This window comes from Mammaliicoccus sp. F-M27 (genome assembly GCF_022387115.1).
Lineage (GTDB): Bacteria > Bacillota > Bacilli > Staphylococcales > Staphylococcaceae > Mammaliicoccus > Mammaliicoccus vitulinus.
Genome location: NZ_JAJNIE010000001.1, coordinates 276,194 through 289,555, shown reverse-complemented (window position 1 = coordinate 289,555; position 13,362 = coordinate 276,194). Strand labels below are relative to the sequence as shown.

Here is a 13,362-nt window from a genome sequence, read left to right as displayed (position 1 = left end):
AATTGATTATTCGTTTACTTTAACCATTGCCGGTCTTAAAACGCGATCTTTTAATTTATATCCTCTTTGTAGTTCTTCAGTCACTACACCTGACTCGAAATCAGGATTACTATCTTGCATTACTGCTTGATGTACATTAGGATCGAATTCTTGATTATATGATTCGATTTCTTCTAAACCATTATCTTTCAATGATCTTAATAAATCGTTATAAACCATATTGACACCTTTTTTAAATGTTAAGAAGTCTTCAGATTCACCTTCTTGTTGTAATGCGCGATCCATATTATCTAAAGCTGGTAATACATCAGTAAGCACTCTTTGTGCTTGATAATCTTTCATAATACTAGATTCTTGTTTCATTCTACGTTTATAATTTTCAAATTCAGCATATAAACGTAAATATTTTTCTTCTTCAATGTTAACTTTTTGTTTGAGTTCTTCGAGTTCAGCTTCCGGAATTTCGACTAACTTTTCTTCCTCAACCTCTTCAACATTTTCTGTGTTATCTACCGATTCCGTTTCATTTGTTTCTACATCTTCAGTAGCGACAGATTGAGCTTGATCATTTGTTTCGTCGAATTGTTCATTTTGCTTTTCTTCCGTCATTTCATGCCCTCCATTTTCTTTCCTTATTTAAAAATGATTCAACAATTGAATCACTTTGTTATAATGCATAGCAGTTGGACCGATAACAGCTAAATGCCCGCTTATATCTCCAGAAATCTCATAATTCGTACTTACAATAGAAATACCGTGTAAGTCTTTATTGATTTCCTGTCCAATTTTAACGCTTATTGAATCACTAGACATTTCATTTAAAAATTGAGCGATGCGTTCTGATTCAAGATACTTTAATATCGATTGAATCATCGTTACATTTGTAACATCCAAAGCATCAATCAAATGCATCTTTCCACCTAGAAAGATTTCTTCACTTTGATCATTAATTTGTGTTAATAAAGCATGTTTAAACTTTTTAATAAAGTCATGATCTATGAATGACACCGTTAATGATTCTAACGTTTTTATCATTGTAGATAAAGTGTTTTGCTTAAAATGTTGATTTAAATAGTTCATTAATTTCTCTATTTGTTCTTGTTGTAATGATTCTAATACTTGAACGTGAACTTTTTCAACATATCCATCTGTAAATACAATGACACTCATTAAATGAGTAGGGTTGACTCTAACAAAATGAATTTCAAAAATATATCTTGAAAATTTATTTGGTCCAAGAACCACAGTTGTATAATGAGAACGATTTGATATCTCTAAAGCTAGCCATTTAAGCATTGCATTGACATCATATTGATTTTCATCATGAAATTGATCAAACCAATTTACACTTTTATTGCTTAGAGATTTAGACTTTAATAATTGATTTACATAATGTCTAATGCCTCTTTCGGAAGGTATACGCCCTGATGACGTATGCGTCTTCTCAAGAAGTTGCAAATCTTCAAGTTGTTTCATTTCATTTCTAACTGTAGCCGGACTTAAAGGCAATTGATGCCTTTCGATAATCGACTTAGAACCAATTGGCTGTCCTAACTCAACATAATCCTCAACAATCACATTTAATATTTGTAATTGCCTCTCAGTAATCATGTCATCACCTCGATTAGCACTCTCTGTTCCCAAGTGCTAATTATAATTTATCAAAATGGTCAAAGAAAGTCAACGTTAAAGCATTCAATTTTTAAATCTTTTTTAATTATGAATCAGCTTAATAAAAATCTTTCAAACACTTCATTCCCAATGATTTGACCTCGGTTACTTAAACGTAAAAAGTCATTCTCATCTATTAATAATGCTTGTGAAGTTAGTTCTTTAACATGCTCGCCGAACACATCTTCAATTGTTCTATTGAACTTGCTTTCAAATTTAGTCTTCGATACACCTTTAGACATTCTGAGCCCAAGAAACATTTCTTCTTCCATCTGCTCTTTAATAGAAACTTCGCTACTTTGCAATTTAGGCAATTCATTGTTTTGAATCTTCTTAATGTATTGATTCACCGGGTTTATATTGCCGTAACGGATACCATTTATATAGCCATGTGCACCTGCACCGAAACCATAATATTCTTCATTTTTCCAATAAACCATATTATGAAGTGATTCACGTCCTTCTTTAGCGAAGTTAGATATTTCATATTGATTTAAATGAGAGGCTTTTAACGTTTCTTTAAGGTGTTGGTACATTTCTTCTCCTAAATCTTCGTTTGGTAGCTTTAATCTACCTTTTCTATATAGGTTATAAAATTGTGTTTTTGGTTCAAGTATTAATGCGTAACTCGAAATGTGATCAACATCTAAAGCTAAAGCTTTATTCAACGAGTCATCAAATTGCTTTAATGTTTGGCCAGGTAAATGAAACATTAAATCTAAACTAACTGACTCAATTTGATGTTTTCTAGATAAATTGACCGCTTTTTCAATATCTTCACTATGATGCGTTCTGCCCAATACTTTTAGTAATTCATTATCAAACGTTTGGACACCTAACGATAATCTATTTACGCCATATTGTTTTAATAATTTTATTTTAGCTTCAGTTAGTTCATCAGGGTTAGCTTCAAAAGTATATTCTTTCGTTATAACAAACAAATCGTTGATTGCTCGAAGTAATTTTTCCAATTGCTCTTCTGATAATGCTGTTGGTGTACCACCACCTACAAACATTGTCTCAACTACTTTATCTTCCCTCGTTGACATCTCTTTAATCAAACAATCCAAATATTCATCCACGGGTTGATTAGCTATATAAAACTTATTAAAATCACAATAAGTACAAATTCTCACACAGAAAGGTATATGAATATATACACTTTTAGCCATTTAAATTCTCCTTTAAAAATAGAAACAGCTACATATTATGCAGCTGCTTCAAAATTAGTCTTCATCCATTTTAAGTACTGCTAAGAATGCATCTTGAGGTATTTCAACATTACCTACTGATTTCATTTTAGCTTTACCTGCTTTTTGTTTTTCAAGCAATTTACGTTTACGGCTAATATCTCCACCGTAACATTTTGCTAATACATTTTTACCCATAGATTTAATATTTGTACGTGCTACTATTTTATTACCAATTGCTGCTTGAACCGGCACTTCAAATTGTTGTCTTGGGATTAATGTTTTTAATTTATCTACTATTGCTTTACCGCGATCATATGCAAAATCTTTATGAACGATAAAACTTAATGCATCTACTTTTTCATTATTTAACAAGATATCCATCTTAACTAATGTACTTTCTTGATATCCAATCAATTCGTAATCAAATGAAGCATAACCTTTCGTATTAGACTTCAACTGATCGAAGAAATCAAAAACAACTTCAGATAACGGAATTTCATAAATAATATTAACTCGAATATCATCTAAATAGTCCATTGTTTTAAAGTTACCACGTTTTTTCTGACATAATTCCATAACAGCACCAACATAGTCATTAGGAACCATCATTGTCGCTTTAACGAATGGCTCATAAATTCTATTGATTGTTTGAGGATCTGGAAATTGTGATGGATTATCAATTTGAAGCTTTTCTCCATCTGTTAATTCACATTCGTATACAACTGAAGGTGCAGTCGCAATTAACTCAATATTGAATTCTCTTTCTATTCTCTCTTGAATAATTTCCATGTGTAATAAGCCTAAAAATCCTGTTCTAAAACCGAAACCTAAAGCTTGAGATGTCTCAGCTTCAAATTCAAGTGAAGCATCATTTAGTTGTAATCTTTCTAAAGCTTCTCTCAAATCGTTATATTTACTATTATCAATAGGATATAAACCACAGAACACCATTGGATTCATCTTCTTATACCCTTGTAATGGTTTCTCAGCAGGTCTGTTAGCTAGCGTTATCGTGTCACCGACATTTGAATCTCCAACATTTTTGATAGCTGCTACAATATAGCCTACATCACCAACAGATAAAGTTTTGACTGGCAGTTGTTTAGGTGTGTTAATACCTACCTCTGTAACTTCAAAAGTTTTACCAGTAGACATCATTTGAATTTTATCTCCTGCTTTAACAGTTCCTTCAACCACTCTTATTGATGAGATGACACCTCTATATGCATCAAATGAAGAATCGAATATAAGTGCTTGTAAAGGATTTTCAGGGTCACCTTCAGGCGGTGGAACCATTTCTACTATTTTTTCTAAAATATCTTCAATTCCAATATTCGCCTTAGCACTAGCAAGAACTGCATCACTCGTGTCTAAACCGATAACATCTTCAATTTCTTGTTTAACACGTTCAGGCTCAGCTGCAGGTAAATCAATTTTATTAATAACTGGAATTAATTCCAAATCATTATCTAGCGCTAAATAAACATTAGCTAAAGTTTGAGCTTCTATACCTTGAGCGGCATCGACAACTAATATAGCACCTTCACATGCTGCCAAAGATCGTGAAACTTCATATGTAAAGTCGACGTGTCCAGGTGTATCAATAAGATGTAGAATATAAGTTTCCCCATCTTTTGCTGTATAGTTTAAACAAACGGCATTAAGTTTAATCGTAATGCCTCTTTCTCTTTCAAGATCCATAGAGTCTAACAACTGTGCCTTCATGTCTCTTGTCTCTACACTTTTAGTGTTTTCCAATATTCTATCAGCTAACGTTGATTTTCCATGATCAATGTGAGCAATGATTGAAAAGTTTCTAATTTTATTTTGGCGCTCTAGGCGTTTAGTTCTGTCCATTTGAACTCCAACTTTCTCGTTAATTTTACATCTTCTAAATGTAAGTCGCATCTTTGATATGATACCGTCTTTACGAAATAAATGCAAACGTATTATCAAACTGTCAATAAAGTGTTATGCTATATAAGGAATGTGCAAATAATGATTGCACTTATGCCCTACATTTGATAAAATATTTTTTGTTGCAATCAAAAAATCTTTGATCACGGACAACATATTTAGGAGGTGACTCTCATGCCAAACATTAAATCTGCAATTAAACGTGTTTCTGTTACTGAAAAGAAAGACGCTGCAAATATTTCACAAAAAAATGATATGCGTTCTGCTGTTAAAGCTGCAAGAACTGCTATCGAAAACAATGCTGATAACAAAGGTGAATTAGTTTCATTAGCTATTAAAAAAGTTGATAAAGCTTCTAAAAACAATCTAATTCATTCAAATAAAGCTGATAGAATTAAATCAAGCTTAATGTCAAAAGCTAACTAATTAATAAAGCTACAGATTTTTCTGTAGCTTTTTTATTTTTAAATTTTTAGAATGAATAGTTCTAATATAAGCACTTTATCCATATATGATGATTTTAAATCAAAATCTGTCTCTGCACATATATCGATTGTTGCAAGCAATCTTTCTAAAGATAATTTCCTAACGATTCTAAGTGCAAGTTTAACTCTATACGGATGAACACCTATTGTTTTAGCTATTTGTTGTTCACTATAATGCTTGTTCGCTAATATTTTACATTGATAATATAGTCGATAGTTACTCGTTATCAATGCTAATAGTTTAATAGGCTCCTCTTTCATATTGATTAAATCTTTCAACAAATTGATAGATTTCTCTTTTTGACCCTTTTGAATATATTCTGTAAGTAAAAATACATTCTGTTCTAATGAACGACTTACAATATCTTTCACATCTTGTTTGTTTATAACAGCTTCATCACCAATAAATAAAATTAATTTATCTAGTTCAGCTTTTATAATATTGAACTGAATGCCTGTAAGTTCTATAAATTCTACTAAAGCATCTTCTTTAATATCCTTATACTGCTCATTTAAATATGATTTAATCCACTGTTTAATTTCTTGCTCTGTCATCTGGTCAATTTTATTTAATCTCGCATTTTTCTTAACAGTTTTGACTAACTTTTTCCGTTCATCTAGCTTTTCATTGAATACATCAAAGACCACTAATGTTTCACCATCGTATTGTTCTAGAAAACCCATTAATTGATCAATATTTTGATTAATATTATTAGTTACTTTTTCTCCTGTAAATAAGTATGCATTCTTAATATGTACTACTTTTTTGTCTGAGAGGAATGGTAAAGTTAAAGCTTCTTCAATTGCGCTCGAAATGGATGCTTCATATAAATCATATTTAACATAGTTGAACTCGTCGCGTTCCCCGTTTAAATATTCATTAATGATTTCGTCTGATTTTTTCTCTATTAGTGCATTTACTGCACCATAATTCAACACAATATTATCTTCCAAAATAAGTCTCCCTCTCTTATAAAGTTCTAATTAAGTATAGCATTTTTAAGTTTATTATCATATAATGAATGTAAGTATAGGAGGGAGTCATATGAACAGATTTGAAGGTGAAAATACTCAAGGGCGTAACAATGATGTTAAAGACTCTGGATTTGGATTTATAATTGGTTTCGCTTTCTTAGCAGTAATATATATTATTGCTCAAGTATTTAGCTTACTTCCAAATTAAGATATAAATGACAAATCTATTTATATAAAGCTTACAAAAATCTAATGATTTTTGTAAGCTTTTTTATTATATTCTGATAATCCGCTAGTTATATTCATATCCTCTTTATCAATTGTGACTTTGATCACACCATAGTCTTGAGTATTAAAAACTTTACATTGATTATTCTCGAGCTTTTGAACAATTTTAGGATGCGGTAATTTATATCGATTATGACGCCCAGAACTGATTACACATAATTTAGGCTTTACTTTATATATAAAGTTATCACTAGTACTTGTTAAACTACCATGATGACCTACTTTCAACAAATCGTAGTTCGATGTTAAATCATTTAAAATATGGTTTTCAATTCTTTCAGTTGCATCTCCTGCAGTTAATATCTTTTTATTATATGCTCTAATCTCCGTAACAATCGATGTATCATTTTTATCTGCATGATTTTCACTATCTTGATTATATAACTGATATACAGTTGCCCCAATTTTGAATTGTTTAATATGCGTACTATCAATAATATGTGTATTTGAATGAGCAACTTCATTTAATATTAATTTTAGTGCATGACTATCCCACGTCTTCTTATTAATAATCAAATTTTTAATCTTCACTTTTTTACTTAAATTCACTAATTCACCCATATGGTCAGCATGAGGATGTGAAATAATTAAATAATCAATTTGATTATATCCTTTCTCATATAAATCTGGCACAAGAACTGAGTCAGTATAATTGAGTTCTTTATTTCTAATTTGCCATTTTTCTTTATGATGCTGATCTTTTCCACCTGTATCGATCATAACTACACTATTTACATCTTGGTGGTAAGCAATCATAGCATCCCCTTGTCCGATGTCTAAAAACTCCAAAATAATGGCATCATGGTTATGCTTAATTGATAACATGAGCATTAATACAGAAAATAAAGTAATGGCTTTTATATATTGTAGCTTCAAAATTGATACTACGATAACGATAATAGCCACTAGAATTAAAAAGTAAAAAATTGCATGTAAATTCGATATTACTAAATCATTAATAGGTATTTTGTTCAATGCTTCAATTAATTCAAGTGTTTTACCAAATACAAATTCGATAATATGACTTAACAACATAGGGACTTTGCCTAAAATAATAAATAGCATTAAAAATAACATGACTAACGGAAATATGATTAATTCAAAAAGTGGAATAAAAATGAAATTGCTTATAAATCCAAGCCATTGAAAAGTATTGAAGTGAAAAATCAAAATAATAAAAGAGGATAATTGTGAAATCATATTAATCGTAAAAGTTTTACGAGTCATACTAAATGTTTTGATGAGTGGAATACTTAAAATAATAAAAGTGGAAATAATGTAAGATAATTGGAAGCCTATGTCAAAAATAACATAAGGATTGAAAAGTACAAATAATATAAATGTTATTGAGAGGATTTGCAGTGAATCAATATTCACAACTCTTTTAATGACCATATATACCATTACGACTCCAACAGCCCTTAACACACTCGGGCTTAATCCTGTCAAAATAGCATATAACGGTAATAATATAAAAATAATTAACTCAGAATGATGATATTTCACATTCATCCTCAATAGTAATCGAAACAAGAATACGTTAACCAATGCTACATGAGAACCGCTCACTGCATATAAATGATAAATTCCTAGCTTCTTTAATTGTTCTATTCGTTCAGGTGATAAATAACGCGTTTCACCTAAAGTTAATGCAATGATATCGTCAATGTTCTTTACGTCTAATGTCTTTAACTTTTGTATTAAAATCTCTCTGTATAATTGAGCCTCTTCAATTATGTTTAGAGATCTTTTTTTACAACTCTCAATAGAGAATGCTTTCACTTTCAATACGCCAGCTATTTCATGTTGTATTAAATACTCATTATAGTTAAATTTCAAATCATTCGTATTAGGTAAAATGTCCGTTCTATTATATGTAATTCTACAATTCTTCATGAATGGCATCGCTTTTAATAATGTCATTTTTTCTTGCTCATTTTTTAAAGTGTAAAACACTTTATAAGTTAGACCGTTAATCTCACCATTAGCTTGAAAAAGATCACCATCTATAAGCACTTTATCACCAAATTGTATTGTATGAGTATAAACTTTGTTCTCTTTAGATAGATTGAATGATTCCATATAATGCAATGACATTTTAGGATAAATTAAATAACCTATGACGATAAATAATAAACTCATCATCATTATTTTATATGATTGAAATTTAATCATACAACTCAAAAAAATGATCATGAGCATTAATATCCCTACATAAGCGCTCAAATGCAAAATGTAGCCACTTAATAAATGCAGTGCAAAATAAAACCACATACAAAGACATATCCTTTAATTCAAATATTTAATGATATCTTGTGGGTGAAAATCTATTTTTTCATAATGAACACCTGATTGTTCTAATAGTTGAATTGCATATGTATGATTATGATAATCGTCCGCATAATAAATTTGTTTAATACCTGCTTGAATGATTGATTTCGTACAATTTAAGCAAGGAAAATGTGTAACGTATATTGTTGCACCTTCTGAAGAAACACCAAGCTTAGCACATTGTATAATGGCATTCATTTCTGCATGTATCGTTCTAATACAATGTCCATCAACTACAAGGCAGCCGTTATCGATACAATGTTCTTCACCTGAGACAGACCCATTATAGCCACCGGCAATCACTCTGTTATCTTTCACTATAGTAGCACCGACTGATAGCCTCTCACATGTTGATCTTAATGATAAGAGATGACTTTGAGCCATAAAATATTCTTTCCATTCAATTCTTTCCATTTCATATCGACCTACCTTTCATATATCCTTATTGTAATAACTAAAAAGCTGAATTGCAATTTCAATTTAACACTATATAATCACTTAACGACTCAATTGTCTTTTCACCAAATCCTTTAACATTTTTCAAGTCTTCAATCTTCTTGAATTCTCCTTTAGTTTCTCTATATTGTAATATTGCTTCAGCCTTACTTGGACCTATCCCAGGTAATTTTTCAATTTCAGCTTTATCACCGGTGTTTATATTAACTTCTACTTTGTTATCTGAGGATTGATTTGTCGAATGTTTTAGTACTTTTTCCCCTTTTACAGGTACATAAATATACATTTGATCCTTTAACTTTTCCGACAAGTTTATTTGACTTAAGTCCGCATCGTTTTTAGTTTGTGCTTTCTTTAATACATCATTAACTCTGTCAGAAGATTTCATATTATATGTATTCGGAAAATTGACAGCACCCTTTACATCAACAGTAACACTTTTATTTATGTTGATATCTTGCGTTGACTTAGTCATTTCAGATTTAACATCTTTATCTTGAGAAGCCTCCTGAGTTATTTCTTTACGTGTGTCCTCTTCAATATTCGACTGTTCTGAATCTGCTCCTATAAATAGAAACTTAAATATAACAAACAGTGCAATAACAGCAATTAACACAAGTTGATAATGGTTCATTAACCACTCTTTCAATCTCATTAAATTGTTCAAAAAAACACCTCCTACTTTATTAAACGTAAGAGGTGTTCATGATTACTTATTTTTGAGCAACAATAAAATGTCTGTCGCCTTCGTCATTAAAATCGTCGATATTAAAATCTGTAAAAACATTTTTAACATCAAATCCAGCAAACTCTAAAAGTTGTTTGTAAAGCTGAATTTCAAATGTAACTTGGTAATGCTCTTCATCAAACCGTTCATATAACCCATCTTCTCTTTCTGCAAAAAATGACATTTGATGGTATACACTATTTGGTTCTTCTCCAGCAATTGCTTGCCAAGCCAATGTTAATTGCTCTGTCTCATCAATATAATTACAATTATTAAACTGATGATTCATTTTATAAATTGAATGCACATCAAAAATAAGTAAACCACCATCATTTAAATAACTGTTAACATAGTTAAAGACTTGAAGCACATCTTCTGGATCAGTTATATAGTTTAAGCTATCGCAAAATATCGTAACAACGTCATATTTTTGAGGTAAGTCCAAATCTCTCATATCTTGACAATACCACTTAATATCAGCGTTTCGACTTTCTGCTATTTCTAACATTTCTGCACTCAAATCCAGACCACTAACATTACCATAATCTAAAAGTTGAGTCGTCAGTCTTCCAGTACCACAGCCAATGTCTAAAATTTCATTGTCGTGACCTGTTGTAAAATGACCAACGATTGCTTTCCATTTATCATATGGTTGATCATCCGTTAACAAATCATAGAAATTACTCATACGATTGTATGCCATTTAATTTACATCCTCAGTTAAAGTGATTAACGGTGCATCTTTATATAATCTTTCTAAATTATAGTAATCGCGTTCTTCTCTATGGAACACATGAACAACAACATCACCTAAATCGATTAATATCCATCTCGCTTCGTTAAAACCTTCTAATCTTTTAACTAAAACACCATTTATTTCAGCTTCATCTTTAACATTTTTAGCGATTGCTTGAACTTGTTTATCACTATTACCGTGACAAACAACGAAATAATCCGCAATATCACTAATACCTTCCACATCAATCCCTACAATATCTTCTGCACGCTTATCATCACACGCTATTATACTTCTTTTCATTAATTCATTTGAGTTCATTTAACCATTCCTTTATTGTTCTGAATGCAAATTATAATAATTTAAGCATTCTATTGTTTTTAAATGTACTGTTTTATCTTTATTAATTAAATGTAAAACAGTACGTTTTGAAATTTCATAAACAGCTTTATCTAAATCTCGCTCTTTAAATACGATATCTCGAATTTCTTCAACACCTGGTGTCGTTCTTTTAGGTTCTATATAGTCTGCAATAAATATAATTTTTTCAGTCTTATTCATTTGCGCTCTACCAGTCGTATGACTATAAATTGCATAATAAATTTCTTCATCATCAATTTCATATTGATCTTTAAGACGCGCAGCAGCAACTGGTCCATGTAAAATTTCAGAACCATAACTTAATAAATCTTGACCTAAATCATATTGAGTCACACTTTGATATAAATCTGATAGTTCTTCATATTTGCATAAGTCATGTAATATGCCAGCTAGTTCGACTTTTTTAGGATCACCATCAAAAATTTCAGCCATTTTTTTACCTGTTTCAGCAACTCTAATTGAATGATTATATCTTTTTGAAGGTAAAGTTTCTTCTACTAGCTTTACCGCTTTTTTAATTTTCATACAATCGTCCCCTTTTGATATATGTTTCAATACGTGGTGTAACTAGCATCTTGATAGATTGACGATTTTTACATCTATTACGGATATCTGTTGAGCTAACATCAATTCTTGCAATGTGTAATGCCAACATGCCTTCATGAACATCTTGTCTATCAACTTCTCTATTAACAACTACGAAAATTAACATTTCTTTCAATTCATCTATGTTTTTCCATTTATTCAAATTTTCATATTGATCTGTGCCTATTATGAAATAAATTTGATGTTCCGGATATTCACTTTGAATTTCTTTAATTGTATCAAATGTGTAACTTGTACCTTTTCTATTTAGTTCTCTTCTATCCACTACACCGAATTGTAAATCTTTAATCGCTAGCTCTAACATGTTTACACGTTCAGATTCTATGAGATAAGATTCGTTATGTTCTTTAAGTGGAGATTGATAACTAGGTAAAAATAAAAATTCGTCTGGCTGAACAAATTGATACGATTCACTCGCAACTAGCATATGACCAATGTGTATAGGGTTAAACTGACCACCATATATCATTAACTTTTTCATGGATTTAAGGTAGTTCTATTTTCTTGTTTTCTTTAGATTCTTTATATAATACTATGATGCTGCCAATAAGTTGTGCGAGTTCACTATCAGTTTGTTCAGATATGCTTGCAGCTACTTCTTTACGATCATCCATATTATTTTGTAGAATATGCACTTTAATCAATTCTCTTTTTTCAAGCGCTTCTTTCACTTGCTCTATCATATTTTCATTTAGTCCACCTTTACCAATTTGGAAAATTGGATCTAAATGATGCGCTTCTTTTCTTAAATATCTCTTTTGTTTACCTGTTAACATAATTATCTCCTTTTGAGTTCATCTTTTACTCTATTTTTCATTACTTCTATATTTGCTTCTTGACCCGTCCATATTTCAAAGCTTTCTGCACCTTGATAAACGAACATATCTAATCCATTGTATATTGCTAAACCTTCTCTTTCACATGCTTGTAATAGAGGTGTTTTATTAGGAATATAAATGATATCACATACTAAAGCTTTTTTACTTATTTTTTCTATTGGTATAATAAGCTCGCTACTTTTTTCATTCATTCCAACAGGTGTTGTATTAATAATCATATCAAACGTATGAATCAAAGGCTTAACTTCCGTTAAACTCATTGCTTTGATTTCTAGTTGCCAATTATCAAATCTATCAACACTGCGATTCGCTACAGTTATTTTATGATTAGTAAATTTTATCATTTCAGAAACGATACCTTTACTTGCACCACCTGCACCAAGTACTAAAATATTCTTTTCATCAATTGGACCATGCTTATCTATTAAACCTTTAACAAATCCAATACCATCAGTATTATAGCCTATCCACTTATCATCTTTAACTAACACCGTATTTACAGCCCCTATATATTGAGCGCTTGGGGAAATTTCATCTAAATACGGAATGATAGATTCTTTATGCGGTATTGTAATATTAAAGGCGTTGAATTCTTGTTCTTTAATAATTTCTCTAATGCGCTGAAAGTGCTGAGGTGGTACATTCAACGCATGATATTGATCGTCTCTGCCTAAAGCTTCAAAGTTTGCAGAATGCATAATAGGCGAAAGAGAATGGTCAATGGGATGACCAATAACTCCAAATTTCATTTAATTCA

16 protein-coding genes are annotated in these 13,362 nt (G+C 30.7%); 2 read left to right on the top strand and 14 right to left on the bottom strand.

Translation table 11 applies throughout. The features are described from left to right. Positions 1-6: 6 nt before the first annotated feature. The 4 genes from grpE to lepA all read right to left on the bottom strand — a co-directional run bounded on the left by grpE (position 7) and on the right by lepA (position 4,721). Positions 7-609, bottom strand: a complete 603-nt coding sequence (gene grpE / locus LQ598_RS01550) for a nucleotide exchange factor GrpE (protein WP_016910856.1) — start codon at positions 607-609, stop codon at positions 7-9. A 27-nt stretch (positions 610-636) separates the two neighbouring features. Further along, positions 637-1,611 (bottom strand): heat-inducible transcriptional repressor HrcA, encoded by a 975-nt coding sequence (hrcA, locus tag LQ598_RS01545; RefSeq protein WP_107559159.1) that lies wholly within the window; start codon positions 1,609-1,611, stop codon positions 637-639. A 113-nt stretch (positions 1,612-1,724) separates the two neighbouring features. Then, complete coding sequence (gene hemW, locus LQ598_RS01540) at positions 1,725-2,843, bottom strand: radical SAM family heme chaperone HemW (protein WP_107559160.1); 1,119 nt, start codon at positions 2,841-2,843, stop codon at positions 1,725-1,727. Positions 2,844-2,897: 54 nt separating this feature from the next. After that, entirely contained in the window at positions 2,898-4,721 is a 1,824-nt protein-coding gene (gene lepA, locus LQ598_RS01535) for a translation elongation factor 4 (RefSeq protein WP_016910853.1), read from the bottom strand. Between the two features lie 234 nt (positions 4,722-4,955). Here lepA and rpsT point away from each other — a divergent pair, with 234 nt between their 5' ends. Then, positions 4,956-5,207 carry a 30S ribosomal protein S20 gene (gene rpsT, locus LQ598_RS01530; RefSeq protein ID WP_016910852.1) on the top strand — a complete coding sequence of 84 codons (252 nt, stop codon included), beginning with the start codon at positions 4,956-4,958 and terminating at the stop codon, positions 5,205-5,207. Positions 5,208-5,245: 38 nt separating this feature from the next. Here the strand turns inward: rpsT and holA are convergent, their stop codons facing one another. Next, positions 5,246-6,220, bottom strand: coding sequence for a DNA polymerase III subunit delta (gene holA / locus LQ598_RS01525; protein ID WP_016910851.1), 975 nt, complete (start codon positions 6,218-6,220; stop codon positions 5,246-5,248). 91 nt (positions 6,221-6,311) lie between these two features. On the opposite strand from holA, the gene LQ598_RS01520 reads away from it, so the two are divergent. After that, the gene (locus tag LQ598_RS01520; RefSeq protein WP_016910850.1) at positions 6,312-6,449 is read left to right on the top strand and encodes a YqzM family protein; all 138 of its coding nucleotides are present in this window, start codon (positions 6,312-6,314) and stop codon (positions 6,447-6,449) included. Positions 6,450-6,490: 41 nt separating this feature from the next. Here LQ598_RS01520 and LQ598_RS01515 read toward each other — a convergent pair whose 3' ends face one another. The 9 genes from LQ598_RS01515 to aroE form a co-directional block, all read right to left on the bottom strand. Further along, positions 6,491-8,704, bottom strand: a complete 2,214-nt coding sequence (locus LQ598_RS01515) for a DNA internalization-related competence protein ComEC/Rec2 (RefSeq protein ID WP_237727772.1) — start codon at positions 8,702-8,704, stop codon at positions 6,491-6,493. Between the two features lie 114 nt (positions 8,705-8,818). Then, entirely contained in the window at positions 8,819-9,274 is a 456-nt protein-coding gene (locus tag LQ598_RS01510; RefSeq protein WP_016910848.1) for a ComE operon protein 2, read from the bottom strand. 61 nt (positions 9,275-9,335) lie between these two features. Continuing rightward, entirely contained in the window at positions 9,336-9,983 is a 648-nt protein-coding gene (locus LQ598_RS01505; protein ID WP_107559163.1) for a helix-hairpin-helix domain-containing protein, read from the bottom strand. A 46-nt stretch (positions 9,984-10,029) separates the two neighbouring features. Continuing rightward, positions 10,030-10,746 (bottom strand): class I SAM-dependent DNA methyltransferase, encoded by a 717-nt coding sequence (locus LQ598_RS01500; protein WP_016910846.1) that lies wholly within the window; start codon positions 10,744-10,746, stop codon positions 10,030-10,032. Beyond that, positions 10,747-11,100, bottom strand: coding sequence for a ribosome silencing factor (gene rsfS / locus LQ598_RS01495; protein WP_016910845.1), 354 nt, complete (start codon positions 11,098-11,100; stop codon positions 10,747-10,749). It abuts the gene before it with no gap. Positions 11,101-11,112: 12 nt separating this feature from the next. Then, complete coding sequence (gene yqeK / locus LQ598_RS01490; RefSeq protein ID WP_103323241.1) at positions 11,113-11,685, bottom strand: bis(5'-nucleosyl)-tetraphosphatase (symmetrical) YqeK; 573 nt, start codon at positions 11,683-11,685, stop codon at positions 11,113-11,115. Next, positions 11,675-12,247: a nicotinate (nicotinamide) nucleotide adenylyltransferase gene (gene nadD / locus LQ598_RS01485; protein ID WP_107536998.1), complete on the bottom strand. Its 573-nt coding sequence runs from the start codon at positions 12,245-12,247 to the stop codon at positions 11,675-11,677. The genes yqeK and nadD overlap by 11 nt, the downstream gene beginning before the upstream one ends. A gap of 4 nt (positions 12,248-12,251) precedes the next feature. Beyond that, entirely contained in the window at positions 12,252-12,542 is a 291-nt protein-coding gene (gene yhbY, locus LQ598_RS01480) for a ribosome assembly RNA-binding protein YhbY (protein WP_016910842.1), read from the bottom strand. A 2-nt stretch (positions 12,543-12,544) separates the two neighbouring features. Beyond that, positions 12,545-13,354 (bottom strand): shikimate dehydrogenase, encoded by an 810-nt coding sequence (gene aroE, locus LQ598_RS01475; RefSeq protein ID WP_239745124.1) that lies wholly within the window; start codon positions 13,352-13,354, stop codon positions 12,545-12,547. Positions 13,355-13,362: the final 8 nt, after the last annotated feature.